At 71.9% G+C, this 25,987-nt stretch carries 23 protein-coding genes; 9 read left to right on the top strand and 14 right to left on the bottom strand.

Going from position 1 to position 25,987, the window contains the following annotated elements; genetic code table 11:
- Positions 1 to 68 precede the first annotated feature (68 nt).
- The 5 genes from QNO07_RS01705 to QNO07_RS01685 are packed head-to-tail and all read left to right on the top strand — an operon-like array spanning position 69 to position 4,926.
- On the top strand, positions 69 to 875 hold the full coding sequence (locus QNO07_RS01705; RefSeq protein WP_283989515.1) for an ABC transporter ATP-binding protein: 807 nt from the start codon (positions 69 to 71) through the stop codon (positions 873 to 875).
- The gene (locus QNO07_RS01700; RefSeq protein ID WP_502961746.1) at positions 872 to 1,690 is read left to right on the top strand and encodes an ABC transporter ATP-binding protein; all 819 of its coding nucleotides are present in this window, start codon (positions 872 to 874) and stop codon (positions 1,688 to 1,690) included. Before QNO07_RS01705 ends, QNO07_RS01700 begins: the two co-directional genes overlap by 4 nt.
- Positions 1,687 to 2,577 (top strand): branched-chain amino acid ABC transporter permease, encoded by an 891-nt coding sequence (locus tag QNO07_RS01695; protein ID WP_283989514.1) that lies wholly within the window; start codon positions 1,687 to 1,689, stop codon positions 2,575 to 2,577. The genes QNO07_RS01700 and QNO07_RS01695 overlap by 4 nt, the downstream gene beginning before the upstream one ends.
- Complete coding sequence (locus QNO07_RS01690; protein WP_283989513.1) at positions 2,570 to 3,664, top strand: branched-chain amino acid ABC transporter permease; 1,095 nt, start codon at positions 2,570 to 2,572, stop codon at positions 3,662 to 3,664. The genes QNO07_RS01695 and QNO07_RS01690 overlap by 8 nt, the downstream gene beginning before the upstream one ends.
- Positions 3,661 to 4,926, top strand: a complete 1,266-nt coding sequence (locus tag QNO07_RS01685) for an ABC transporter substrate-binding protein (RefSeq protein WP_283989512.1) — start codon at positions 3,661 to 3,663, stop codon at positions 4,924 to 4,926. The genes QNO07_RS01690 and QNO07_RS01685 overlap by 4 nt, the downstream gene beginning before the upstream one ends.
- A gap of 90 nt (positions 4,927 to 5,016) precedes the next feature.
- On the opposite strand, the gene pssA is transcribed toward QNO07_RS01685, so the two are convergent.
- From pssA to QNO07_RS01640, 9 genes are all read right to left on the bottom strand, one after another.
- The gene (pssA, locus tag QNO07_RS01680; protein WP_283989511.1) at positions 5,017 to 5,868 is read right to left on the bottom strand and encodes a CDP-diacylglycerol--serine O-phosphatidyltransferase; all 852 of its coding nucleotides are present in this window, start codon (positions 5,866 to 5,868) and stop codon (positions 5,017 to 5,019) included.
- Positions 5,855 to 6,502, bottom strand: a complete 648-nt coding sequence (locus tag QNO07_RS01675; protein ID WP_283989510.1) for a phosphatidylserine decarboxylase — start codon at positions 6,500 to 6,502, stop codon at positions 5,855 to 5,857. Before QNO07_RS01675 ends, pssA begins: the two co-directional genes overlap by 14 nt.
- Positions 6,503 to 6,673: 171 nt before the next feature.
- A complete protein-coding gene (locus tag QNO07_RS01670) occupies positions 6,674 to 7,882 on the bottom strand; it encodes an acyl-CoA dehydrogenase family protein (RefSeq protein ID WP_283989509.1) in 1,209 nt (402 codons plus the stop codon).
- A 1-nt stretch (position 7,883) separates the two neighbouring features.
- Positions 7,884 to 8,408 (bottom strand): MaoC family dehydratase, encoded by a 525-nt coding sequence (locus tag QNO07_RS01665; protein ID WP_283989508.1) that lies wholly within the window; start codon positions 8,406 to 8,408, stop codon positions 7,884 to 7,886.
- A 68-nt stretch (positions 8,409 to 8,476) separates the two neighbouring features.
- Positions 8,477 to 9,454 carry an HpcH/HpaI aldolase/citrate lyase family protein gene (locus QNO07_RS01660; RefSeq protein WP_283989507.1) on the bottom strand — a complete coding sequence of 326 codons (978 nt, stop codon included), beginning with the start codon at positions 9,452 to 9,454 and terminating at the stop codon, positions 8,477 to 8,479.
- Positions 9,451 to 11,463 carry an ethylmalonyl-CoA mutase gene (locus QNO07_RS01655; protein WP_283989505.1) on the bottom strand — a complete coding sequence of 671 codons (2,013 nt, stop codon included), beginning with the start codon at positions 11,461 to 11,463 and terminating at the stop codon, positions 9,451 to 9,453. Before QNO07_RS01655 ends, QNO07_RS01660 begins: the two co-directional genes overlap by 4 nt.
- An 11-nt stretch (positions 11,464 to 11,474) precedes the next feature.
- The gene (gene ccrA / locus QNO07_RS01650; protein ID WP_283989504.1) at positions 11,475 to 12,812 is read right to left on the bottom strand and encodes a crotonyl-CoA carboxylase/reductase; all 1,338 of its coding nucleotides are present in this window, start codon (positions 12,810 to 12,812) and stop codon (positions 11,475 to 11,477) included.
- 416 nt (positions 12,813 to 13,228) lie between these two features.
- Positions 13,229 to 14,002 (bottom strand): TetR family transcriptional regulator, encoded by a 774-nt coding sequence (locus tag QNO07_RS01645; RefSeq protein ID WP_283989503.1) that lies wholly within the window; start codon positions 14,000 to 14,002, stop codon positions 13,229 to 13,231.
- A gap of 86 nt (positions 14,003 to 14,088) precedes the next feature.
- Positions 14,089 to 15,873 (bottom strand): 3-hydroxyacyl-CoA dehydrogenase family protein, encoded by a 1,785-nt coding sequence (locus QNO07_RS01640; protein ID WP_283989502.1) that lies wholly within the window; start codon positions 15,871 to 15,873, stop codon positions 14,089 to 14,091.
- Positions 15,874 to 16,177: 304 nt separating this feature from the next.
- On the opposite strand from QNO07_RS01640, the gene QNO07_RS01635 reads away from it, so the two are divergent.
- A complete protein-coding gene (locus QNO07_RS01635; RefSeq protein WP_283989501.1) occupies positions 16,178 to 16,834 on the top strand; it encodes a HEAT repeat domain-containing protein in 657 nt (218 codons plus the stop codon).
- 8 nt (positions 16,835 to 16,842) lie between these two features.
- Here QNO07_RS01635 and QNO07_RS01630 read toward each other — a convergent pair whose 3' ends face one another.
- Positions 16,843 to 17,826, bottom strand: a complete 984-nt coding sequence (locus QNO07_RS01630) for an arsenic resistance protein (RefSeq protein WP_283989500.1) — start codon at positions 17,824 to 17,826, stop codon at positions 16,843 to 16,845.
- A 44-nt stretch (positions 17,827 to 17,870) separates the two neighbouring features.
- A complete protein-coding gene (locus QNO07_RS01625; RefSeq protein WP_283989499.1) occupies positions 17,871 to 18,671 on the bottom strand; it encodes a MerR family transcriptional regulator in 801 nt (266 codons plus the stop codon).
- A 183-nt stretch (positions 18,672 to 18,854) separates the two neighbouring features.
- Between QNO07_RS01625 and QNO07_RS01620 the strand changes: the two genes are divergently transcribed.
- Together QNO07_RS01620 and QNO07_RS01615 are read left to right on the top strand one after the other, a co-directional pair.
- Complete coding sequence (locus QNO07_RS01620; RefSeq protein WP_283989498.1) at positions 18,855 to 19,904, top strand: sulfotransferase family protein; 1,050 nt, start codon at positions 18,855 to 18,857, stop codon at positions 19,902 to 19,904.
- Between the two features lie 245 nt (positions 19,905 to 20,149).
- Complete coding sequence (locus QNO07_RS01615; protein ID WP_283989497.1) at positions 20,150 to 21,742, top strand: peptide chain release factor 3; 1,593 nt, start codon at positions 20,150 to 20,152, stop codon at positions 21,740 to 21,742.
- 88 nt (positions 21,743 to 21,830) lie between these two features.
- Here the strand turns inward: QNO07_RS01615 and QNO07_RS01610 are convergent, their stop codons facing one another.
- The 3 genes from QNO07_RS01610 to QNO07_RS01600 all read right to left on the bottom strand — a co-directional run bounded on the left by QNO07_RS01610 (position 21,831) and on the right by QNO07_RS01600 (position 25,141).
- Positions 21,831 to 22,319 (bottom strand): GNAT family N-acetyltransferase, encoded by a 489-nt coding sequence (locus QNO07_RS01610; RefSeq protein ID WP_283989496.1) that lies wholly within the window; start codon positions 22,317 to 22,319, stop codon positions 21,831 to 21,833.
- A 107-nt stretch (positions 22,320 to 22,426) separates the two neighbouring features.
- On the bottom strand, positions 22,427 to 23,902 hold the full coding sequence (locus tag QNO07_RS01605) for a glycoside hydrolase family 16 protein (RefSeq protein WP_283989495.1): 1,476 nt from the start codon (positions 23,900 to 23,902) through the stop codon (positions 22,427 to 22,429).
- Between the two features lie 210 nt (positions 23,903 to 24,112).
- Positions 24,113 to 25,141, bottom strand: a complete 1,029-nt coding sequence (locus QNO07_RS01600; protein WP_283989494.1) for an Rv2578c family radical SAM protein — start codon at positions 25,139 to 25,141, stop codon at positions 24,113 to 24,115.
- 139 nt (positions 25,142 to 25,280) lie between these two features.
- Here QNO07_RS01600 and QNO07_RS01595 point away from each other — a divergent pair, with 139 nt between their 5' ends.
- A complete protein-coding gene (locus QNO07_RS01595; RefSeq protein ID WP_283989492.1) occupies positions 25,281 to 25,727 on the top strand; it encodes an SRPBCC family protein in 447 nt (148 codons plus the stop codon).
- Positions 25,728 to 25,987 lie beyond the last annotated feature (260 nt).

Here is a 25,987-nt window from a genome sequence, read left to right as displayed (position 1 = left end):
GCCGCACGTGGACGGGGCCGCCCGGCCGGTGCTGTGGTGGCGCGGTATCCCGGTGGAAGGAGGAGCCGATGACGGCTTCGGCACTGGAGGTGCGGGCGGTCTCCGTGGGCTACGGTCCGGTGCGGGCGCTGAACGCAGTCTCCGTGGAAGTGCCCGAGGGCGCGGTGGTGACCGTGCTCGGCGGCAATGGGGCGGGAAAGTCGACACTGCTGCGGGCGATCTCCCGCACCCTGCGGTTCCACGGCGGGGTGACCGGCGAGGGGTCGGTGCACTTCGCCGGGCAGCGGCTGGACGGCATGTCACCGGCCCAGGTGGTCGCGGCCGGGGTGGTGCAGGTCCCCGAGGGGCGTCAGGTGTTCGCCCGGATGACGGTGGCCGACAACCTGCGGGCCGGGCACCTCGGTGCGAGCGGCGGGCGCCGTACGGCCGCCGCGGCCCTGGACCGGGTCCACGAGCTGTTCCCGGTGCTCAAGGAGCGTGCGCGGCAGCGCGCCGGGCTGCTCTCCGGCGGCGAGCAGCAGATGCTCGCCATCGGCCGGGCGCTGATGGCCGGGCCGAAGCTGCTGCTGCTGGACGAGCCGTCGCTGGGGCTGGCCCCCATGATGGCGGCCCGCATCGCCGACACCGTGCGGGACATCAACGCGCAGGGCACGTCGGTGCTGCTGGTCGAGCAGAACGCCGCCATGGCGCTGCGGCTGGCGTCGTCGGCGTACGTGCTGGAGGTGGGCGAGGTGGCCCTGTCGGGACCGGCGGCGGAACTCGCCGCCTCCGACGAGGTGCGGCGCCGCTACCTGGGTGTGGTCGACGAGGAGGCCGCGGCGGACGCGGCCCCCGAGCAGCGGCCCGCCATGACGCTCAGCAGGTGGGTGCCGTGACGGAGACGACCCTGTCGGCCCCCTCGGCCGCGCCCGGCCCGGACATCCCTCCGCTCCAGGTGCGGGACGTGACGGTGCGCTTCGCCGGACTCACCGCCCTGGACGCCGTCTCGTTCACCGTGGAGCCGGGCAGCGTGCACGCCGTCATCGGCCCCAACGGCGCCGGCAAGTCCACCTGCTTCAACGTGCTGTCCGGGGTGTACCGGGCCGCGTCGGGCAGCGTGCGGTTCGGCGACGCGGAACTCACCGCGCTGCCGCCGCACCGCATCGCCTCGCTCGGCGTCGCGCGCACCTTCCAGAACATCGTGCTCTCGCCGCACCTGACCGTCGCCGACGCCCTGATGCTGGGGCGGCACCGGCTGACGAGGGCAGGCTTCCTCGCGTCCGGGCTGCGGCTGCCGTCGGCCGTGCGCGAGGCGGCACGGCACCGCGAGCGGATCGAGGAGATCGCCGCGTTCGTCGGCCTGGAGGGCACGCTCGACCAGCCGGCCGGCGCACTGCCCTACGGGCTGCAGAAACTCGTCGAGCTGGGCCGCGCCCTGGCCATGGAGCCGCAGGTGCTGCTGCTCGACGAACCCGTCGCCGGCATGAGCGGCGACGACCGGCGGCGCACGGCCGCCGTCATCGCCGGGGTCCGCGAGAGCCTCGGCATCTCGATCGTCCTGGTGGAGCACGACATGGGGGTGGTGATGCGGCTCGCGGACGCGGTGACCGTACTCGACTTCGGACGGCGGATCGCGGACGGCGCTCCCGCCCAGGTGCAGAACGACCCGGCGGTCGTCCGGGCCTACCTCGGTGAGGAGGACGCGTCGTGACGACCTTCACCGAGCTGCTGCTCAACGGGATCTCCCTCGGATCGGTCTACGCACTGATCGCGCTCGGCTTCGTGATCATCTTCAAGGCGACCGAGGTGGTGAACTTCGCGCACGCCTCGCTGCTGCTCGTCGGTGGCTACCTGACCGCCGTGCTCCAGGACGACATCGGCTTCCTGATGGCGCTGCTGGCGGGTGTGCTGGGCGCTGCGACGGTCGGCGCGCTGGTGGAGTTCCTGGTGATCCGCCGCTACCGCGGCAAGGACCACAGCGTGCTCGCCATCGTGACCATCGGCGTGGACATCATCCTCATCACCGAACTCACCCGCCGGATCGGCTCCGACGTGTACGGGCTCAACGACCCGTGGGGCGACCGGGTGCTGACGATGGGCGCGATGACCGTGCCGCAGAGCCGGCTGGCCGCGTTCGTGGTCGCCGCCGTCCTCATCACCGCGTTCCTGCTGGCGTTCCGCTACACCTCGTGGGGCGTGTCGATGCGGGCCGCCGCCGAACACCCCGAGACGGCCGCGCTGATGGGCGTCCGGCTGGGCCGGGTGTCGATGTCGGCCTGGGCGGTGGCGGGCGGACTCGCCGCGGTCGCCGCGCTGTTCCTGTCGGTCTTCCCGACCCCGGGGCTCGAACGCGGAACCGCACTCGCGGCGTTCAAGGCGTTCCCCGCGGCGATCCTCGGTGGGCTCGACTCCACGACGGGCGCCCTGGTCGGCGGCCTGATCGTGGGCGTCACCGAGGCACTGGCCACCGGGTACCAGGGCGACCTGATCTTCCTGGGCCGCGGCATCGGCGAGATGGCGCCCTACGTGGTGATGATCCTCGTCCTGCTGGTGCGCCCGGCCGGGCTGTTCGGAACGAAGGAGCTGAGCCGTGTCTGAGCGCCGTGCGGGATACCTGTGGGCGGCCTGCGGTGTGGTGCTGCTCGCCCTGCCCTTCTACCTGGACCGGTTCTGGCTCCAGGCCGGACTGTTCGCCATGGCCGCGGCCATCGGCGCCATCGGGCTCACCATGCTCACCGGCGCCACCGGTCAACTCTCCCTGGGGCACGCCTTCTTCCTCGCCGTCGGCGCCTACGGCTACTGCGCGCTCGCCGGTGACGGGCAGGAGGGCGAACTGACGGGTCTGGGCCTGCCGCCGTGGCTGGCGGCGGTGCTGGCGGTGCTCATCGCAGGCGCCGCGGGCGGCATCTTCAGCCCCATCGCGGGCCGGCTGCGCGGCGCCTACCTGGGCATCGCCACCCTGGCGCTGATCTTCATCGGCCAGCACGTGCTGTTCAACGCCCATGACCTGACCGGTGGTTACAACGGCCGGGACGTGCCGGCGCTGTCGCTGTTCGGCTTCGCCTTCGACGACACCCGGGTGATGGTGGCGTCCGTGCCGTTCCAGGCGGCGGAGAAGCTCTGGTACGTCGGCCTGCTGCTGGTCGCGTGCTGTGCGCTGTTCGCCCGCGGGGTGCTGCGTGGGCGTCCCGGGCGGGCGATGAACGCCATCCGCGACCACCGCGTGGCGGCCGGGGTGATGGGCGTGCCGGTGGCCCGCTACCGCGGCGCGGTGTTCGTGCTGTCGTCGATGTACGCGGGGCTGGCCGGGGTGATGCTGGCGCTGGTCTTCCAGCGCACGGTGCCGGAGTACTTCGGCTTCATCCTGTCCCTGGAGTACCTGGCGATGATCGTCATCGGCGGCCTGGGGTCGGTGGCGGGAGCGGTGGTCGGCGCCGCCTTCGTGTCGCTGCTGCCGCAGATCCTCAACCGCTACAGCGACGCACTGCCACTGGTGTCGGCGCCCGGCACCGGCGGCGTCGCCCCGGGCGAGATGGCCCGCTACCTCTACGGCGCGGCCGTCGTCGTCATCGTGCTCTTCCTGCCCGGCGGGCTGGTGCGTCTCGCCACGACCGGCGGGCCGCTCGCCCGGTTCCTCAAGAAGACGAACCGGAAGACCCTCAAGAAGGACGAGGTACAGGTATGACAAGAACCAGCGTGCCCCGCACGGCCGCCGCAGCGGCCCTGGCCGTGGCGCTGCTCGCCACCGCCGCGTGCAGCAGCAAGTCCGCGGGCAGCGACGAGCCCACCGCCGGCACCGGCGGCGTGAAGACCGGCAACGGTGTCACGGACAAGACCATCCCGCTGGGCGCGCTCACCGACATGACCGGTGTCTACGCGTCGCTGGGCAAGAGCGTCACCCAGGCCCAGCAGCTGTACGTCAAGCGCATCAACGAGGACGGCGGCATCTGCGACCGGCAGCTGAAGCTGACGGTGCGCGACCACGGCTACGACGCGGGCAAGGCCATTCCCGCCTACACCGAGCTGGAGCCGGACGTGCTCGGCTTCGTGCAGTTCATCGGCTCGCCGTTCGTGGGCGCCACCAAGGGCCGCATCGCCAAGGACAAGGCGCTGGTGCTGCCGCAGGCGTGGGCCGCCTCGCTGCTGGGCAGCGAGTACATCCGGGTGATCGGCGCCAGCTACGACGTGGAGACGATCAACGCCGTCGACTTCCTGGTGGAGGACAAGGGCCTGAAGAAGGGCGACAAGGTCGGCCACGTCTACTTCGAGGGCGACTACGGCGAGAACGCGCTGCAGGGTGCCAAGCACGCCGCCGAGGGCGCGGGGCTGGAGATCGTCGAGCAGAAGATCAAGCCGACGGACGAGGACATGTCCGCTCAGGTGGCCGCGCTGAAGCGGGCGGGGGTGAAGGCGATGCTGATCAGCGCGGGCCCGCGGCAGGCGGCCTCCCTGGTGGGTGTCGCGGCGGCCGGCGGGCTGAACGTGCCCGTGGTGGGCAACAACTCCGCGTTCGCGCCGCAGCTGCTCCAGACGCAGGCCGGACCGGCCCTGATGAAGGACTTCTACGTCGCCACCTCGACGCTGCCGATCGGCTCCGAGGAGCCCGCGCCCAGCCGGCTCGCCAAGGCGTACAAGGACGAGTACCCCAAGGACGTGCTCGACAACGGCGTGGTGGCCGGCTGGAGCGCCGCGTCGGTGTTCGCCGAGGCGCTGAAGAAGGCCTGCGAGGACAAGGACCTCACCCGTGACGGTGTCGCCAAGGCGCTCGCCACGATGGAGTCCTACGACAACGGGTTCGGCATCAAGCACGACTTCTCCGACCCGGCCGCGCCGTCGACCCGGGAGAGCTACATCCTGAAGCCGGACGACTCGGTCCCCGGCGGCCTGAAGGTGGAGAAGGAGGGCGCCGCGGCGCCCGCCGCCGCCGACTTCACCCCGGGCGGCTGACCGCACGGTACACACCGCAAGGACGCCGCGGCCCCGGGAGACGAGCAGTCTCCCGGGGCCGCGGCGTGTGGTGCGTGGCGTACCGTGCGGTCAGCCCTGGGCGGCGGCCCTGGCCTCGCGCCGGTTGTCGCGGAAGGTGTTGACCCGGCGGGCGGTGGCGAACAGCGGGATCACCGCGCCCAGTACCAGCTGGAGTGCGCAGCCCGTCTGGAGCAGCAGCTCGCCGCCGGGGGCGTTGAAGGCCCAGGCGGCCAGCATGCCCATGGCCAGCACGATCCAGCTCAGCATGCCCACCGCGAGCACCCCGCGCGGCTTGGGGTACTCGACCCGGCTCACCATCAGCCACGCGACGCCGACGATGGCCAGCAGCGTCGGGATGAACGGCAGCTCCAGCAGCACGATGGAGACGACGGTCAGTGCGCCGAACGGGCTCGGCATGCCCTGGAAGATCCCGTCACGCAGGGTCACGCAGGAGAATCTGGCAAGCCGCAGCACCACCGCCAGCAGTACCACGATGGCGGCCAGCGCCGAGACGTGCTGGTGGGCGTCGCTGGCGACCATGCCCCAGACCAGCACGAAGTAGGCCGGTGCCAGGCCGAAGCTGATCAGGTCGGAGAGGTTGTCCAGCTCCGCGCCCATCGCCGAGCTGCGCAGCTTGCGGGCCACGATGCCGTCGAACAGGTCGAAGATCGAGGCGAGCAGCATGAGCATCACGGCCGTCGCGGCGCTGTGCCGCGCCATGCCGCTGTCCTCGGCGCCGGTGAGGTGCGGGATGAGCACACCCGTGGTCGTGAAGTAGACGGCCATGAAGCCGCACGTCGCGTTGCCCAGGGTGAGCGTGTCCGCTATCGACAGTCTTGTCGACAGCGGCATCTCGTCCTCGTCGTCCGCCTCGTCCTCAAGAGTCCAGGACGGAGAACCGTCGGGATCAATCACGGTCAAGTCGGGTCACCCCCGCGGTGGTGGTCTGGCCGACCTCGACGTCGACCTCGACACCCTCCGGGAGGTAGATGTCGACTCGAGAGCCGAACCGGATGAGTCCGATCCGCTCGCCCTGCTCGACCTTGCTGCCCTGCGGCACGTACGGCACGATGCGGCGCGCCACGGCGCCCGCGATCTGCACCATCTCGATGTCGCCGAGCTCGGTGTCGAAGTGCCACACCACCCGCTCGTTGTGCTCGCTCTCCTTGTTGAAGGCGGGCACGAAGCCACCGGGCACGTGCTCGACCGACGTCACGGTGCCGGCCAGCGGGGCGCGGTTGACGTGCACGTTGAGCGGGCTCATGAAGATCGCGACCCGGGTGCGGCCGTCCTTCCAGTTCATGATGGACTGGACGACGCCGTCGGCAGGGGAGATCACCCGTCCGGAGGTGATCTCCCGCTCCGGGTCCCGGAAGAACCACAGCATGCCGGCGGCGAGCGCGGTGGCGGGTACGGCCAGGGCCGCCGCCCGGCGCGAGTGCCGCGCGCGGGCGAGGCTGAGAGCGGCGGTGGCCACCGTCGGCAGGAGCCACGGCGACGCTCCGCGCGCGAGGCGGACTCGCCCGCTGGGGGCAGAAGAGGGGCTGTGGGACATGGAAGACCTTCGTAGCGGAGGGTGCCGCGCAGAGTAAGGGTGGACCACGGCTTTGACTGAATGGTATCGGCTCCAAGGGGCAACTGGGAAAGCCAGAGCCGGGATCGGCGTTGCCGACCCCGGCTCACGGCGTGCCGGGACCCCGTGGAACCGGGGTGCATACCGGGACATTCAGCCCTGGAGGCGGTACTCCTCGAGCAGTCGCCGTCCGATGATCATTTTCTGGATCTCGGCAGTACCTTCACCGATCAGGAGCATCGGTGCCTCCCGGTACAGGCGCTCGATCTCGTACTCCTTGGAGAAGCCGTAGCCGCCATGGATGCGGAAGGCGTCCTCGACGACCTCCTTGCAGTACTCCGAGGCCAGGTACTTCGCCATGCCGGCTTCCAGGTCGTTGCGCTGCCCGGCGTCCTTCTTGCGGGCGGCGCCCACCATCAGGGCGTGCGCGGCCTCGACCTTGGTGGCCATCTCGGCCAGCTTGAACTGGATGGCCTGGTGCTGGGCGATCGGCTTGCCGAAGGTGCTGCGCTGCTGGGCGTAGGAGACGCCCAGCTCGAAGGCGCGCTGGGCGACACCGCAGCCGCGGGCGGCGACGTTCACCCGGCCCACCTCGACGCCGTCCATCATCTGGTAGAAGCCGCGGCCCGTCGTGCCGCCGAGTACCCGGTCGGCCGGGACCCGCAGCCCGTCCATGATCATCTCGGTGGTGTCGACACCCTTGTAGCCCATCTTGTCGATCTTGCCGGGGATGGTCAGGCCCGGCTTGACCTCACCGAACCCCGGCTCCTTCTCGATCAGGAAGGTGGTCATCGACTTGTGCGGCGCGGTGCCCTCGGGGTGGCCCTCGTCGGTGCGGCACAGCACGGCGACCAGCGTGGACGTGCCGCCGTTGGTCAGCCACATCTTCTGGCCCGTGAGCAGGTAGTCGCCGGCTGCGTCGCGGACGCCCTTGGAGCTGATCGCGGAGACGTCCGAGCCCAGGGCCGGCTCCGACATCGAGAAGGCGCCCCGGACCTCGCCGGCGGCCATCTTCGGCAGGAAGTGGTCCTTCTGCTCCTGCGTGCCGTGCTGCTTGAGCATGTAGGCCACGATGAAGTGCGTGTTGATGATGCCCGACACGCTCATCCAGCCGCGGGCGATCTCCTCCACGCACAGCGCGTAGGTGAGCAGTGACTCACCGAGGCCGCCGTACTCCTCCGGGATCATCAGCCCGAACAGGCCCAGCTCCTTGAGGCCCTCGACGATCTCCGCCGGGTACTCGTCCTTGTGCTCCAGCTCCGTGGCGACCGGGATGATCTCCTTGTCGACGAAGCCGCGGACGGTGGCGAGGATCTCCCGCTGGATGTCGGTCAGGCCCTCGGTCTGCGCGAGACGTCCCATCTCACTTCGCTCCCGTCTGCCGCGGCGCGGCAGGCTCCGGGCGGCCGGGCTGCTCGCCGCCGCGCTCGTCGATGTAGGTGGCGGTGGGCACCATCACCTTGCGCCGGAAGACACACACCACGGTGCCGTCCTGCTTGTAGCCCTTGGTCTCCACGTAGACGATGCCGCGGTCCGACTTCGACTTCGACGGCGTCTTGTCCAGCACGGTCGTCTCGCCGTAGAGCGTGTCGCCGTGGAAGGTCGGCGCCACGTGGCGCAGCGACTCGATCTCCAGGTTGGCGATCGCCTTGCCCGACACGTCCGGGACCGACATGCCCAGCAGCAGCGAGTAGATGTAGTTGCCGACCACGACGTTCTGTCCGAAGTCGGTGGTCTTGCCCGCGTAGTTGGCGTCCATGTGCAGCGGGTGGTGGTTCATCGTCAGCAGGCAGAAGAGGTGGTCGTCGTACTCGGTGACCGTCTTGCCCGGCCAGTGCTTGTACACAGCACCGACCTCGAACTCCTCGTAGGTGCGGCCGAACTGCATGGTGTGACTCTCCGGAGGGTGGGAAACGGGCCCGGGCCCCTTCGCGGGGCCCGGGGGAGGGGCCGCGCTCAGGCCGTCGGCGGCTCGAAGACGGAGGTGCGCTTCATGCCGGCGGCCCGGCCCTTGCCGGAGATCACCAGCGCCATCTTGCGGCTGGCCTCGTCGATCATCTCGTCGCCGATCATCGCCGAGCCCTTCTTGCCGCCCTCCTCGGAGGTGAAGTACTCGTAGGCGTCCAGGATGAGTTCGGCGTGGTCGTAGTCCTCCTGCGAGGGGGAGAAGATCTCGTTGGACGCCTCCACCTGGCCGGGGTGCAGCACCCACTTGCCGTCGAAGCCCAGCGCGGCGGCGCGCTGCGCGACCTCGCGGTAGCCGTCCACGTTGCGGATCTGCAGGTAGGGGCCGTCGATCGCCTGGAGGTCGTTGGCGCGGGCCGCCATCAGGATCCGCATCAGGATGTAGTGGTAGGCGTCGGCCGGGTAGCCGGGCGGCTGCTCGCCGACGACCAGCGACTTCATGTTGATCGACGCCATGAAGTCGGCCGGGCCGAAGATGATGGTCTCCAGCCGGGGCGACGCGGCGGCGATCTCGTCGACGTTGACCAGGCCCTTGGCGTTCTCGATCTGCGCCTCGATGCCGATCCGGCCGATCTCGAAGCCCATCGTCTTCTCGATCTGCGTCAGCAGCATGTCCAGGGCGTGCACCTGCTGGGCGTCCTGCACCTTGGGCAGCATGATGCAGTCCAGGTTCGGTCCCGCACCCTCGACGACGGTGATCACGTCCCGGTAGGTCCAGTGCGTGGTCCAGTCGTTGACGCGCACCACGCGGGTCTTGCCGGTCCAGTCGCCCTCGTTGAGCGCCTTGACGATGGTGTCCCTGGCGCCCTCCTTGGCGAGCGGCGCGCAGGCGTCCTCCAGGTCCAGGAAGACCTGGTCGGCGGCGAGGCCCTGGGCCTTCTCCAGGAAGCGCGGGTTGCTGCCCGGCACGGCGAGGCAGGAGCGGCGGGGACGCAGCCGGTTGACCGCGGGTGCGGTGGGGGCAGTCATGCGGGGACCTCCAGGGGGTCGAGCTTGTTCGCTGTGCGGATCTCGTCGACGATACGGCCGATGATCTCCGTGATGCCGAAGTCCTTCGGCGTGAAGACCGCCGCGACTCCGGCGGCGCGCAGCGCCTCCGCGTCCGCTGCGGGAATGATGCCGCCGACGATGACGGGCACGTCGTCCGCGCCCGTCCGGCGGAGCCGGTTCAGTACGTCCGGGACCAACTCGGCGTGCGAGCCGGAGAGGATGGACAGGCCCACGCAGTGCACGTCCTCGGCGACGGCCGCGGACACGATCTGCTCGGGCGTGAGCCGGATGCCCTGGTAGACCACCTCGAAGCCGGCGTCACGGGCGCGCACCGCGATCTGCTCGGCGCCGTTGCTGTGCCCGTCCAGGCCCGGCTTGCCGACGAGCAACCGGAGCTTGCCGCAGCCCAGTTCGGCGGCGGTGGCGTCCACCTTGCGGCGTACCGCGGCGAGCGTGGAGCCGGCCTCGGCGGTGACGGCCACCGGCGCGCCGCCCACCCCGGTCGGGGCCCGGAACTCGCCGAACACGTCCCGCAGGGCCCACGCCCACTCGCCGGTGGTGACCCCGGCGCGGGCGCACTCGACGGTCGCCTCCATCAGGTTGGCGTCGCCGGCGGCGCCCTTCTTCAGCGCGGCAAGCGCGTCCTGGGCGCGCGCCTCGTCGCGCTGGTCGCGCCAGCGGCCCAGCGCCTCCACGACGCGGGCCTCGTTGGCGGGGTCGACCGTCATGATGGCGGTGTCCAGGTCGGCGGTGAGCGGGTTCGGCTCGGTGCCCTCGTGGACGTTGACGCCGACGATCTTCTCCTCGCCGGACTCGATGCGCGCCCGCCGCTCGGCGTGCGAGGCGACCAGCTGGGACTTCAGGTAGCCGGACTCGACGGCCGCCATGACGCCGCCCATCTGCTGGATGCGCTCGATCTCCGCTTCGCACTCGGTGACCAGCGAGGCGACCTTGGCCTCCACGACGTGGCTGCCGTCGAACAGGTCCTCGTACTCCAGCAGGTCGCTCTCCAGCGCCAGCACCTGCTGGATGCGCAGCGACCACTGCTGGTCCCAGGGCCGGGGCAGGCCCAGCGCCTCGTTCCAGGCCGGAAGCTGCACCGCGCGGGCGCGGGCGTCCTTCGACAGTGTGACGGCCAGCATCTCCAGCACGATGCGCTGCACGTTGTTCTCGGGCTGCGCCTCGGTCAGGCCGAGCGAGTTGACCTGCACGCCGTAGCGAAAGCGCCGCTGCTTGGTGTTCTCGATGCCGTAGCGCTCACGGGTGATCCGGTCCCAGATGCGGCCGAAGGCCCGCATCTTGCACATCTCCTCGACGAAGCGCACGCCGGCGTTGACGAAGAACGAGATCCGGGCGACCACGTCGCCCATGCGCTCCGGCGGCACCTGGCCGGAGTCGCGGACCGCGTCCAGCACCGCGATCGCGGTGGACATCGCGTAGGAGATCTCCTGGACCGGTGTCGCGCCGGCCTCCTGCAGGTGGTAGCTGCAGATGTTGATCGGGTTCCACTTGGGGATGCGGTTCACCGTGTAGGCGATCATGTCGGTGGTGAGCCGCAGCGACGGGACGGGCGGGAAGACGTGCGTCCCGCGTGAGAGGTACTCCTTGACGATGTCGTTCTGCGTGGTGCCCTGCAGCTTGCCGATTTCGGCGCCCTGCTCCTCGGCGACCACCTGGTACAGGGCCAGCGTCCACATCGCGGTGGCGTTGATGGTCATCGAGGTGTTCATCTGCTCCAGTGGAATGTCCTGGAACAGCCGCCGCATGTCACCGAGATGGGCGACCGGGACCCCGACCCGGCCGACCTCGCCGCGGGCGAGGACGTGGTCGGGGTCGTAGCCGGTCTGCGTCGGGAGGTCGAACGCGACCGACAGGCCGGTCTGGCCCTTGGCGAGGTTCCGCCGGTACAGCTCGTTTGACGCCTCCGCGGTGGAGTGCCCGGCGTAGGTCCGCATCAGCCACGGACGATCCTTCTGACGCTCAGTCATGAAGCTGTCCCTCAGACGTTCCGGAAGCGGTTGATGGCCTCGATGTGCTTCTCCCGCTTCTCCGGGTCGCGCACGCCCATGCCCTCCTCGGGGGCCAGGCACAGCACGCCGACCTTGCCCTGGTGGAGGTTGCGGTGCACGTCGTACGTGGCCTGCCCGGTCTCCTCCAGGGTGTACGTCTTCGACAGCGTGGGGTGGATCTTGCCCTTGGCGATGAGGCGGTTCGCCTCCCACGCCTCGCGGTAGTTCGCGAAGTGCGAGCCGATGATGCGCTTCAGCGACATCCACAGGTAGCGGTTGTCGTACTCGTGCATGTAGCCCGAGGTGGAGGCGCAGGTGGTGATGATGCCGCCCTTGCGGGTGACGTAGACGGAGGCGCCGAAGGTCTCACGGCCCGGGTGCTCGAAGACGATGTCGATGTCCTCACCGCCGGTGAGCTCCCGGATGCGCTTGCCGAAGCGCTTCCACTCCTTGGGGTCCTGGGTGTGCTCGTCCTTCCAGAACCTGTAGCCCTCGGCGTTGCGGTCGATGACCGCGTCGGCGCCCATGCGGCGGCAGATCTCCGCCTTCTGCTCGCTGGAGACGACGCAGATCGGGTTGGCACCGCCGGCCAGCGCCATCTGCGTGGCGTAGGAGCCGAGGCCGCCGCTGGCGCCCCAGATCAGCACGTTGTCGCCCTGCTTCATGCCGGCGCCGTTGCGGGAGACCAGCTGCCGGTAGGCGGTCGAGTTGACCAGGCCCGGTGAGGCGGCCTCCTCCCAGCTGAGGTGGTCCGGCTTGGGCATGAGCTGGTTGGACTTCACCAGGGCGATCTCGGCGAGGCCGCCGAAGTTGGTCTCGAAGCCCCAGATGCGCTGCTCGGGGTCGAGCATGGTGTCGTTGTGGCCGTCGGATGCCTCCAGTTCCACCGACAGGCAGTGCGCGACGACCTCGTCACCGGGCTGCCAGGCGTTGACGCCGGGGCCGGTGCGCAGCACGACGCCGGCCAGGTCGGAGCCGATGATGTGGTACGGGAGGTCGTGCCGCTTGGCCAGCGGGGAGGTGCGCCCGTAGCGCTCCAGGAACCCGAAGGTGGAGACCGGCTCGAAGATGGACGTCCACACCGAGTTGTAGTTCACCGAGCTGGCCATGACGGCCACCAGGGCCTCGCCCGGACCCAGCTCGGGGATCGGGACGTCGTCCAGGTGCAGCGACTTGCGGGGGTCCTTCTCCCGGGTCGTCAGGCCCTGGAACATCTCGGCGTCTTCCTTGTGCACGGTCACCGCGCGGTAGGACTCCGGGAGCGGAAGGCCGGCGAAGTCGGCCGAGGTGCTGTCTGTCGCGAGAATCGCGTCAAGGATGGGGTTCACGGTATGCCTCCGGCGAAGCGTGTTGCGGGAACGCTTGAGGGACGTCGGGTTGAGGCAGTGCCGTCGGTTCGGCGGGTACAGCGGCGGCGCGGGTGAGCGCGTGGTGCCTGTGACGCAGGCGGTCGGGCGGCACGGTCTGACCGTGGGGACAGTGCCCGACTGGGGTTCAAGGTATGACACCCAGTGCCATCGCACAAGACACTGGGTGCCAAGAATTTCTCTCAGTTGTCATCTGCGGTGCACGGATGAGCATGGCAGCCGTGCCCGCGCCACCCTGGCTGCCGCGCGGACACTGCCCGCATACGGCCCAGCGGCCGTCCCGGCGGCCAGGAAAGCGTACGACGGCCGGAGCCGCCATGGCAGGGGCGGCTCCGGCCGTCGTTACGGGTACGGGTCGGGAGGCGGGGCGCTGCGGCTCAGGCGCGGCGCAGGGTCAGCTCGATGCTGCGCATGATCTCCTCCAGCGGCGTGTCCGTACGGGCCACCGTCACCAGCACCTCACCCCGCTCCGACGTCCGGGCGGCGGGCGCCGCCGGGGCCGTGCCGTCGGTGCGGCTGGCACCGAAGCCGGTGCCGAAGGTCTGCCGCACGATGGCGAACGCCCGGTCCAGCTGCGCCTCCACGTCGCCCACCGCGCCGCCGCGCAGCCAGCGCCGCAGCACGTGGTTGTGCGCGGTGACGACCGCTGACGCGGCCACCTCGGCCAGCAGCGGGTCGTCGTCGCCGTCGTGGTGCGCGGCCTCGTCGAAGTGGCCCAGCAGGTAGCGGGTGAACAGCCGCTCGTAACGGGCCACCGAGGCGATCTCCCGCTCCCGCAGCGCCGGCACCTCGCGGGTCAGCCGGTAGCGCTCGACACTCACCGCCGGGGAGGCCGCGTACATCCGCATGACCTCCTTGATGCCCTGGCACACCGTGTCGAGCGGGTTCTCGTGGGCGGGCGCGGCGTCCAGCACCGCGCGGGCCCGCTCCAGGGTGTCGTCGTGGTCGGGGAAGATCGCCTCCTCCTTCGACCGGAAGTGGCGGAAGAAGGTGCGGCGGGCGACACCCGCCGCGGCGGCGATCTCGTCGACGGTCGTCTCCTCGTACCCCTTGGTCGCGAAGAGCTCCATCGCCGCCGCGGCCAGCTCGCGGCGCATCTTCAGACGTTGCGAGGACGCGGCGGTACGGGCGGGCTTGGCGGGCTGCGTCATGTGGGGAACGTTACACGGGGGCGTGCGCCCGGCAGGCGGGCCGCCCGTTCCCGGATCAAGCAGCCCGCCCCACCCCTGGGCGGCGCTCACCGCCTGGCGTACTCGCGGAAGCCGCGTCCCGTCTTCCGGCCCAGGCAGCCCGCCGCCACCAGGTGCTCCAGCAGCGGGGCCGGGGCCAGGCCCGGCTCGCGGAACTCGTCGTGCAGCACCTTCTGGATGGCCAGCGACACGTCCAGGCCGACCACGTCGAGCAGTTCGAACGGGCCCATCGGGTAACCGCCGCCCAGCTTCATCGCGGCGTCCACGTCGTCCAGCGAGGCGTAGTGCTCCTCGACCATGCGGATCGCGTTGTTCAAGTAGGGGAACAGCAGGGCGTTCACGATGAAACCGGCCCGGTCCCCGCAGTCCACCGGGTGCTTGCGGATGCGCCCGCAGACCTCGCGCACGGTGGCGTGCACGTCGTCACCGGTCAGCACGGTGCGCACCACCTCGACGAGCTTCATCGCCGGCGCCGGGTTGAAGAAGTGCATGCCCACGACGTCCTGCGGGCGGCCGGTGGCCTGCGCGCAGGCCACGACCGGCAGCGAGGAGGTGGTGGTGGCCAGGACCGCGCCCGGCTTGCACACCCGGTCCAGCGTCGCGAACAGCTCCTGCTTGACGGCGAGGTCCTCGGCGACGGCCTCCAGTGCCAGGTCCACGTCGGCCATCGCCTCCAGCGAGGCGGCCGGGGTGATCCGCTCCAGCACCGCCTGCCGGTCGTCCTCGCTCATCCGGCCCTTCTTCACCGACCGGGCCAGCGACCCGCCGACCCGGTCCTTCGCCGCCGCCGCCTTCTCCTCGCTGCGGGCGACCAGGACCACGGAGTAGCCGGCCTTGGCGAACACCTCGGCGATGCCGCTGGCCATCGTCCCCGAACCGGCGACGCCGACCCGCTCCACCGGGCGGGCCCCGGCAGGCTGGGCGTCCGGGTCCGGGGTGAGGGCGTCGGCCACCACCTCCGAGCTGCCGGGAGCCGCGTAGGTGTAGAAGCCGCGGCCCGCCTTGCGGCCGGTCAGCCCGGCCCGGCTGAGCTGGCCCAGGATCGGCGCCGGCGCGTGCAGCCGGTCCCTGGACTCCTGGTACATGCCCTCCAGCACGGTCCTGGCGGTGTCCACACCGATCAGGTCCAGCAGGGCCAGCGGGCCCATCGGCAGGCCGCAGCCCAGCTTCATCGCCGCGTCGATGTCCTCGCGGCTGGCGTACCGGGCCTCGTACATCGCGGCGGCCTGGTTCAGGTAGCCGAACAGCAGCCCGTCCGCGACGAATCCCGGCCGGTCGCCCACCGCGATCGGCGTCTTGCCCAGGTCCTCGGCCAGGGAGGTCACCGCGTCCACCGCGTCCGGCGAGGTCAGGACCGAGGACACCACCTCGACGAGCTTCATCGCCGGGGCCGGGTTGAAGAAGTGCATGCCGAGCACACGCTCGGGGTGCGCGGAGTCCGCCGCGAGGCGGGTGACGGACAGGGCGTTGGTGCCGGTCGCCAGGATCGCGGTCGGCTTCACCACGCCGTCCAGCGCGTGCAGCACCGCCTGCTTGGTGGGGTAGTCCTCGGTGACCACCTCGATGACCAGGTCCGCCTCGGCGGCGGCCTGGAGGTCGGTGAAGGTGCGGAACCGGGCGAGCACGTCCTGCCGCTCCTGCGGCGAGAGGCGCTCACGGGCCACGGCGCGGGCAGTGGAGCTCTCCAGGGAGACGACCGCCTGCCGGGCGGCTGCCTCGCTGACGTCGATGCCGATCACCTCGCGGCCCGCACGGGCCAGGACCTCGGCGATGCCGGTGCCCATCGTGCCGAGGCCGACGACGGCGACTGTGGTGAGGGAGGGACGGTCCATCACGGGACTCCTGAGGTGACGACTGCCGAATGAGTGTGTGCCCCGCGCACCGGGCCGCGCCGCAGAGGAAGCGAACGCGGGCAGGGGAGAAGGCGGGGGAAGCCGGGGCCGGCCCTGTCCCGGGGCCGGGCGCCGTACAGATACGTGCGTGTGCTGAACCGACTGACACTCTCGGCGGCTGCGTCACCAGGCCGCCTGAGCGGTGGTGCCGCTCTGTTGAGCAGGCTAACCGGTGGGTAACAAGAACACCAGGGGGCGCGCACGAGACGATATGTGGGACGGGCCACTCGACCGGGGGCGGGACATGGACTACACGAGCGGTATGGACGACGACGCCTATGCACGGCTCGACCTTCTCGCCCGGCGGCTTCCGGGCCCGGCGGAGCGCACCGAGGCCACCCGACTCGTCGGCCTGGTGCGCCAGGCCGACGAGGACGCCCGCCGGGCCGGTGGCGGCACCGGACCTGACGGGCCGCCGAGCGCGGCCCGCGAGGAACTGGCCGCGGTGCTCGCCGAACCGGGACGGCCGCTCTGGGCCCGCCGGCTCGTCTCCTACGCGCTCGCCCGCCTCGGCGACCGGCGCGCCTTCGAGACGCTCGTCTTCCTGCTCAACTACCGCGACCCCGCCTGCGGGGCCGTCGCCGCCGAGGCGCTGGTCCGCCTCGGCGACCCGAGGACCGCGCGGGCCGCCGCCGCCCTGGCCGCCAACGGCCTGCGCAGCGCCTACGCCCTGCACCCCGTCCGGCTGCTCGCCGAACTCGACGCGCCAGAGTCGGTCCCGGCCCTGATCGACACCCTGCGCCGGCTGCTGGCCGGGCCCGACCACCACTGGCCGGTCGCGCTCGCCTGCACCGAGGGACTGGGACGCCTGGGCGACCCGCGGGCCCGGGAGGTACTGCTGGAGGCCCGGGAGCACACCCGCCTGCGGAACGCCGCCGGCGCCGCCCTGCGCGGGCTCTGACCCGTCGGCTACGGAGCGGCTCGCGTCGCTGCCGGGTGCCGGACCCGCACCAGCTGCGCGATGACCGCCAGCAGCGGCAGCTCCAGCAGGGGCCCGGCGACCAGCGCGACGGCGATGAGCGGCCGGTCGGGGAAGGCCGCCACCGCCACGGCCAGCGCGATGGGGGAGTTGCGGGCGGTGACCGTCATGGTCAGGGTGACGCGCTGCGGCGCGGGCAGGCGCAGCATCCTGGACACGACGGTGGCGATCAGGGGCAGCAGGACGAAGAAGACGACCAGAGGCCCGATCAGCGAGACCAGGTCCGCGGCGTGCTCGACCACGGTGCGGGCCTGCCAGGCGAACATCGCCGCCACCGCCACGCACAGCAGCGGCACCACCAGGCGCCCGGCCGGGCCGGTGACGTACCGCCGGCGCCAGGCGGTGTTCCGGTCGCCCCGGCCGACCCAACCCGGCGCACGCCGCAGCAGCACGGCCAGCGTCAGCGGCACCAGGAGCACCAGCAGGACCGACCGGGTCAGGGTGGCGGCGTCGATCATCGCGGCCTGCCCGCCCAGCAGGAGCACGTACACCGGGAGCAGAGCGAGCTGGAGGACCAGGTTGACGGGCAGCAGGGCGGTGGCGATGCCGGTGTGACCGCGGGCGAGGGCGGTGAACACCAGGTACCAGTCCGTGCAGGGGGTCACGAGCAGCAGGAGCAGGCCGATCCGGAGATCCGGCTCGCCACCCAGCAGTCCGGCGCCCAGGGCCCAGGCAAGGGCCGGGGTGAGGACGAAGTTGAGGAACAGGCTGGCGGCGACGAGCGGCCTGGCCTGCCGGACCTCGCCCACGTGCGCGGCGTCCATCTGGACGAGGACGGCGGTGAGCATCAGCAGCAGGGCGGGCAGGACCAGGTGCCCGGCGGCCGGCCCGACGGGCCACAGCAGCCCGGCGCCGACGCCGGTCAGCGCGGCCAGAGCCACCAGCACGCTCTGCAGGCGTTCGGTCAGTGACATGGGAACAGATTCTGCTCCAGGGGTGGGGCGGGCGGTGCGGAGGGTCAGGCTGTGCCGGCGAACAGCTCGGCCAGCAGGGCGGCCCCCTCGGCCGGGGCGCGCACCTCCAGGTGCAACTGGGGACCGTCGAGGTGGAGACGGAAGTCGAAGAACGCGCAGCAGCGCTGTTCTGCCGTCGCGAGTGCCGCGACATCCGCCGTGCGAGAACTGGGCAGCGTCAGCCGCAGCCCGTCGGGGACGCCCTGGCGGCGGGCGCCGTGCAGGGCCCGCCGCCAGGCCGCCACGCGCTCGGTCAGCTGCTCACCGCCCAGCGAGCATGCCACCGGTGCGGTGCGCCACCGCTCGGTCCGCTGCTCCGCCGCACGGCGGCGGGGGGCGGACGCCACATCCACCGGCCCGGGACGGCGCCGGAACGGCGTCGCTCCCAGGCCCGTCCCGGCGGGGGAGAGGAAGCCGCACCCCGGGTCGCACCTGTCGCTCCGGTCAGGAAGAGCGTCCAGGCGCTCCAGCGCGGCCCGCAGCGCGGCGGTCAGCTCCGCCAGCTCCGCCGCACGGCTCTCGGCCGCCGCCAGACCGGCAGCGATCCTGGGCCGCAACTCGGCTCTCACCTCCCGGCAGGCCCCCGACTCCCACACGCGCAGCAGCTCCGCGACCCCTTTCAGCGGCAGGCCGAGGTGCTTGGCCGCGCCGATGAACGCCAGCCGTTCCACCGCGTCCTCCCCGTAGAGGCGGTAGCCGGAGGCGGTCCTGCCCGCGGGCAGGAGCCCGGAAGCCTCGTAGAACCGCAGCGTGGTCGCCGGAACACCGGTGCGCCCGGCGAGCTGGGAGATCCGCATCGTGCCCATACCGACGACCGTAGACCTTCGACAGGACTCGAAGGTCAAGCCCGCGCTGCCACCGGCCCGGCGCTCCGTCTCGTGCCGCCGCGCGGCAGGCACCCTTGCCCGGCGCACGCGCTCCGGCATCTACTGGACCACGCCGGTCCGTGTGCGGACCGGCAGCGGCAACCGAACGGCAGCGGAGGCACGTTGAGCGAACAGACCCTGACCTTCGTGGTGGGCACCGGACGCAGCGGATCCTCCGCGCTGTCGCGCATCCTGCGCGCCCACCCGGACGTGCTCAGCCTCAACGAGCTCCTCGCCTCCGTCGGCGCCGACCCCGGACGGGACCCGCTGCCCGCCCGCCCCCTCTCGGGAGTGGACTTCTGGTACCTGCTCACCGAGCCCAACGAGGTCTTCGACCGCATGATCCGCAGCGGTGCCCCGCTGCCCGAGTTCCTCTACCCGCGCCGCCCCGGCCGCTGGTCCGCCGAGCGCACCGGCATCCCGGCGCTGTGCCTGATGGTGCTGCCGCACCTCACCGACGACCCCGACGCGCTCCTGGACCGCCTGGAGCCGCAGGTCACCGAGTGGCCCACCCGCCCGGCCGCCGACCACTACCGTGCGCTGTTCCGCCTGCTGGGCGCCGAGCACGGCAGCCGCGCCGCGGTGGAGCGGTCCGGCTACTCGCTCGGCTGGGTGGCACGCCTGCACGCGGCCTTCCCCGACGCCCGCTTCGTCCACCTGCACCGCGACGGCCCGGACTGCGCGCTGTCGATGAGCAGCCACCCCGGCTACCGCATGATCATCCAGCTCCGGGAGATCGCCCGGTACAGCGGCGTCGCCACGCTCAGCGCCCTGACCGACGCCCACGTCGCGCGGCTGCCCCCGCACCTGGCCGGCCTGCTGCGGAACCGGTTCGACCCGGCGCTGGTGCTCGAGCGCACTCTGCCCGTCACCGACTTCGGCGCGCTGTGGGCGCAGCTCGTCGCCGAGGGCGTCGAGGCGCTCGACCGCGTCCCCGACGGCCTGCGCACCGCACTCGCCTACGAGGACCTCCTCGACCGGCCGCGGGAGGAGCTGGCCCGGCTGGCCGAGCACATCGGCGTCGCACCCGACCCGGCATGGCTGGCCGAGGGGGCCGCCGCGCTGGACGGCAGCCGTCGCGGTGCCGCGCTGCGCCTGCTGCCGGAGCAGCGGGCGGCGCTCGTCGAGGCGTGCGCGCCCGGCACCGCGGCGCTGCGCGCCGGGGCCCACTGAGCCCGCGCGGGCACCGGCACCCCCGCGGAACACGTACCGTCGTGTCGGACGTGCCCGCACCGGACCCGCTGGGTCGGGGCCGGCGCACGCGCACGCAGCAGCAGGTACGCGACGGACTGGTGACGACACATGTGCAGGATCTGGCAGCAAGACGACCCGCGGCCCGGCCCGCGCCGCGGCCCGGGAGGGGCCGCGGCGGGCTCCGGCCGGCGGCCGGTGGGCCCGGCGTGCGGCGGGGGTGCGCGATGAGCGGGAACCCGGCCGCGGAGGCGGCACGCCGGCGGACGTTCGCGGTGATCAGCCACCCTGACGCGGGTAAGTCGACGTTGACCGAGGCGCTGGCGTTGCACGCCCAGGCGATCACGTCGGCGGGCGCGGTGCACGGCAAGGGTGCGCGGCGCGGCGTCGCCTCGGACTGGATGGAGATGGAGCAGGCGCGCGGCATCTCGGTGACGTCCGCGGTGATGCAGTTCGAGCACCGCGGACAGGTGCTGAACCTGCTGGACACCCCCGGCCACTCGGACTTCTCCGAGGACACCTACCGGGTGCTGGCCGCGGTGGACTGCGCGATCATGCTGATCGACGCGGCCAAGGGCCTTGAGGAGCAGACCCGCAAGCTGTTCGACGTCTGCCGGCACCGGGGCGTCCCCGTCATCACCTTCGTCAACAAGTGGGACCGGCCCGGTCTGGAGGCGCTGGAGCTGCTGGACGAGATCGAGAGCGAGTTCCGGCTGCGGCCCACCCCGGTGACCTGGCCGGTGGGCATCGCCGGTGACCTGCGCGGCCTGGTGGACGTGCGTGAGCCGGGCCGGATGCTGCGCTACACCCGCACACCCGGCGGGTCGAAGGAGGCGCTGGAGGAGGTCGTCGACGCCGACCGGGCCGCCGCCGAGGAGGGCGAGGACTGGACCCGCGCCGCCGAGGAGCTGGCGCTGCTCTCGGAGACCGGCGGGGAGCACGAGCGGGAGCCGTTCGAGGCGGGCGTCAGCACCCCCGTCTTCTTCGGCGCCGCCCTGTCCAACATCGGTGTCCGGCTGCTGCTGGACGCGGTCGTCGACCTTGCGCCCGCGCCCGCGCCCCGCCCGCTGCGGGCGGGCGGGACCCGGCCGATCGACGCCCCCTTCTCCGGCCTGGTCTTCAAGGTGCAGGCGAACATGGACCGGGCGCACCGCGACCGGATCGCCTTCATGCGGGTCTGCTCGGGAGTCTTCGAGCGGGGCATGACGGTGACCCGCGCGGCGACGGGCCGCCCCTTCGCCACCAAGTACGCGCACAGCGTCTTCGGCCAGGACCGCACCTCGGTGGAGCTGGCCTACCCCGGAGACGTGGTGGGCCTGGTCAACGCCGCCGCACTGCGGGTGGGCGACACCCTCTACGCCGAGAAGTCGGCGGAGTTCCCGCCGATGCCCACCTTCGCGCCCGAGCACTTCGCGGTGGTGCGGCCGGCCGACATCGGCCGGACCAAGCAGTTCCGGCGGGGCATCGCCCAGCTCGACGAGGAGGGCGTGGTCCAGGTCCTCGTCTCCGACCGGCGCGGTGAGCAGGCACCCGTACTGGCCGCGGTCGGACCCATGCAGTTCGACGTGGTGCAGCACCGCATGGAGAACGAGTTCGGCGCGGCCGTGCGGCTGGAACCGCTCGGCTACAGCCTCGCGCGGGCCACCGACAAGGACGGCGCCGAGGCACTCAACCGCTCCCGCCTGGTGCACGGCGAGGCGATGGTGCGCATCCGCGACGGCGTGCACCTGGGTCTGTTCCCCAACCGCTGGCACACCAGCTCCTTCGAGCGGGAGTTCCCCGACTCGCCGCTGGAGCCGTTGATCGCCGCGCACGAGTAGCACCGCCGGGGCGGGCGGCCCGGTGGTAACCCCGGCCCGCCCGCACGCACGGCCCTTGTCGTGCGGGCGGGCAGCCGGCCGTGCCCCGTCAGAGCCTGCGGTACATGATGTGCAGGCCGACGTAGCCCTTCGCGGGGTGGTGGAACCCCTCCGGAAGCGTGGTCATGATCGTGAAGCCGAGCGACTGCCACAGTGCCACCGCCGCGGTGTTGGACTCCACGACCGCGTTGAACTGCATGGCCAGGTAACCGGCCGAGCGGGCCCACTCGAGCACGTGCTCGCCCAGGGCGCGGCCCGTGCCGCGCCCGCCGTGCCGCGGGTCGACCATGAAGCTGGCCGAGGCGATGTGCGCGGCGCCGCCCATGTGGTTCGGGTTCATCTTCGCGGTGCCGAGCACCGAGCCGTCGTCGTCGACGGCGACCACCGTCCGGCCGGGCGGCGACAGCATCCACAGGGCGCGGAGCTGCTCCTCGTCCAGGTCGCGGTCGTAGGTGTACGTCTCGCCCGCGGCGACGATCTCCCGCATGAACGGCCACAGCGCGGCCCAGTCCTGCTCGGTGGCTTCCCTGATCAGCATCTCCGCAGCCTAGCGAGCCGGCCGGGCGCCTCCTGCGGCACCCGGCAACCGGCACACCCGGCCCGGAGAGCGGAGTGCTCCCGGGCCGGGCTCCGGGTGGCACCCGGTCAGCCGAAGGGGATCCGTACGACGGACTGGTTGCCCACGCCCAGGGTGCTCGGGCCGTTGCCGATGGCGTTCCACACCTCCACCCGCACCCGGCCGCCGTTCATGTCGCCGTGGCTGCCGGTGCTGGACTTCAGCCCGCGGCTGTGGGTGTACCGCTCGTAACCGGGCACCGGATCGGTGGCGAAGTAGTGGTAGGTCTCCGTCCGGTCCCAGGTGCCGTTGGACGTGCGGTCGTAGGAGATGCGCACCTGCTGCCCGTTGCCGACCCGGGTGCCCGCGTCGACGAAGAGGTCGAAGGTCGTCGCGCCGCCGTTGTAGCGCCCGTTGACGCCGGAGACGGTGAACGTCTGCGGCTGGTGCGGGGAGCCGTCGTGGTTCGCCCCGCCCGCCGAGGGCAGCGTGGCGGTGCCCGCCGAGGACGCCGGGGTGCCCAGGGTGCCGCCGGAACGCAGGTGCAGCGGACCGGTGTTGCCCGGCGGGTCGGTCGGCGGGTCGGTGGGTCCGCCGCCGCGGGTCCACACCGCCACGTAGTCGACCACCATCGGCCGACCCGGCACGGTGGCGGCGACCGGGGTGGCACGGCCGGCGACGCCGTCGGGGAAGGCACCGCCCATGGCGACGTTCAGCAGCAGGAAGTACCCGGCGTGGTCGGTCATGTTGGACCAGGTCGTCGCGTCGAACCGGTTCTGACTGAGGCTGTGGTAGAGCTGGTCGTCGACGTACCAGCGCAGCTCGTTGGGCGAGACGCTGCGGTCCCACTCGAACCGGTAGGTGTGGAAGGCCGACTGGCAGGTGGCGCCGGGGCATGGGCGGCTCGCGCCGAGGCCCTGCGTCTCGTTGCAGGGGCCGCCGGGGTTGACGCCGCAGTGCAGCACCGCCCAGACGGAGTTGAGGCCGTTGACGTTCTCCATGATGTCGAACTCGCCGATCGCGGGCCAGTTCCAGTAGTTGCCGCGGTAGGGGGAGCCGAGCGCCCAGAACGCGGGCCAGTACCCCACGGCGGCCTCACCGGTGACGTTCGGCATCTGCAGCCGGCTCTCGATGCGCAGCACACCGCCTGCGGGGGCCTTGAAGTCCGCCCGGCGGGTCTCGATGCGTCCGGAGGTCCAGTTGCCCGCGCCGTCCCGCAGCGGGGTGATGCGCAGGTTGCCGCTGCCGTCCAGGCTGATGTTGTCCGGTGAGTCGGTGTAGCGCTGGATCTCGCCGGTGCCCCAGTTGGCCGGGCCTCCGGGGTAGCCGAACCCGGTGTCGATCTGCCACCGATCGGACGAGGGCAGCGAGCGGGCCGGGCCGTCGAAGTCGTCGCTCCACTGGAGCGTCCAGCCGGGGGCGGGCGGTACGGCACCCTGTGCGGACGGTGCGGTGAAGGCCGCGGCGACCAGGGCCAGGACCACCGCGACCGCCGCGAGGGCGGCTGCCGGGGCGGTACGGGGTCTGCGGCGGGTCGGGGGTGGCGCGATGCTGCTCGTGCTCATGCGGGAGCACCTCCTGCGGGTCGGGGAGGAGGGCGGCGCGACTGAGGTGCCAGGGCCGGCGCCTCGGTGGGGGGACGGGTCGCACTGCCGGTGTGAGAGCGCTCTCAGTCCTTATAGGGCGCATCCTCGCCCGGCGTCAATGTCGGTGACACGTCAAATTTTCCCCGGCAGGGGTGCCGTCCGGCCCGGCGGGGCCCGGCCCGGCGGGGGTCAGAGCAGCGTGAGCTGGACGCCGCCCGTGTGGTCCGCCGGTTCGGCGCACTGCTCGGCCGGCTCGGGGACGCGGCGCGGACGGGCGGGGCCGGACGGTCCGATGCCGTACTCGGCGGCCAGCTCGTGGACCTGCCGCGTGATGCGGCGCTGGTACCACTTGGGCGCGTAGGCGCCGTCCGCGTACAGCGCCTCGTAGTGCCGGACCAGGCCGGGGTGGTGCTCGGTGAGCCAGGCCGTGAACCACTCGCGGGCGCCCGGCCGCAGGTGCAGGGCGAGCGGGGTGACGGAGGTGGCTCCGGCGGCGGCGACGGCGCGGACTGTCTCGCGCAGCTGGGCGGGGGAGTCGCCGAGGAAGGGGATGACCGGCGCCATCAGAACGCCGCTGCCGATGCCGTGCTCGGTGAGCGTGCGCACCACGTCAAGGCGCCGCTCGGGTGCGGGTGTGCCCGGTTCGACGGTCCGCCACAGCTGCTCGTCGAGCGAGCCGACCGACACCGACACCCCCACGTCCGTCACCGCCGCCGCCGAGCGCAGCAGGTCGAGGTCGCGCAGTATCAGGGTGCCCTTGGTGAGGATGGAGAACGGGTTGGCGTGGTCGCGCAGCGCGGTGAGGATGCCCGGCATGAGCCGGTAGCGGCCCTCGCCGCGTTGGTAGCAGTCGACGTTCGTGCCCATCGCGATGTGCTCGCCCTGCCAGCGCCGCGAGGACAGCTCGCGGCGCAGCAGCTCGGCCGCGTTGGTCTTGACGACGATCTGGGAGTCGAAGCCGGTGCCGGTGTCCAGGTCGAGATAGCCGTGGGTGCGCCGGGCGAAGCAGTACACGCAGGCGTGGGTGCACCCGCGGTAGGGGTTGACCGTCCACTCGAACGGCATGCGCGAGGCGCCGGGGACCCGGTTCACGATCGACCGGGCGCGCACCTCGTGGAAGGTGATGCCGCGGAACTCCGGGGTGTCGAAGGTGCGGCTGACGACGTCGGCCCCGAACAGTGCGCCCGGGCCGTCGTCCCGCAGGTTGTCCCAGCGCATGGTGCCTCCTCGTCGTGCCGTCTCCAAATAGAACACCTGTTCCCTTCGTGGATGTCAACCTGGATTGTGGCGGGCGTGGCGCGGGTGATGGGATGGCGGGTACCGCGGCGGTCGGCCGCGGTTCACCACAGGAGGACTCATGGCGCAGGTCGAGGCCACCAGCCAGCGGGAGATCGCGGCGAAGCCGGAGACGGTCTTCGACGCCCTCGCTGACTACCGGGGAACACGCGAGAAGCTGCTGCCCGGGCACTTCAGCGAGTACGAGGTGCGGGAGGGCGGCGACGGCAAGGGAACTCTGGTGCACTGGAAGCTCCAGGCCACCAGTAAGCGCATCCGCGACTGCCTGCTCGACGTGGACGAGCCCGCCGAGGGCAGCCTGGTCGAGAAGGACCGCAACTCCTCGATGGTGACCACCTGGACGGTCACCCCCGGGAGCGCGGAGGGCACCTCGCGCGTCACCGTCACCACGGTGTGGAACGGTGCGGGCGGCGTCGGCGGCTTCTTCGAGAAGACCTTCGCGCCGCGCGGACTGGGCCGGATCTACGGCGAGATCCTGGACCGCCTCGCCGCCGAGACGGAGAAGTAGCCGCTGGCCGGTTCACCGTTTCGGGTGGTCCGGCCGCGGTGCGGCCGATCGGCACGGCCCCGGCACGGTTACGGCGACGGCGACGGAAGCAGCTTCCGTCGCCGTCGCATCGCCGTCGTGGAGACGGGGGCGTACCCCAGCGTGTGTTCGGCGTGCAAGGGGCGCACGGATGCGCGGGCGTGCGACCTTTTACCACATTGCCCGGTGCGATACGCCCCGGTGGTCGTACTGTGGTGGAGGCCGTCTCGGAAGGAGAGCCG

Origin of the sequence: Streptomyces sp. 549 (genome assembly GCF_030124175.1) — a bacterium.
In the GTDB taxonomy this organism is placed as follows: domain Bacteria; phylum Actinomycetota; class Actinomycetes; order Streptomycetales; family Streptomycetaceae; genus Streptomyces.
The sequence above is the reverse complement of the archived record's forward strand: the minus strand, read 5'-3'. Positions and strand labels throughout refer to the sequence as shown.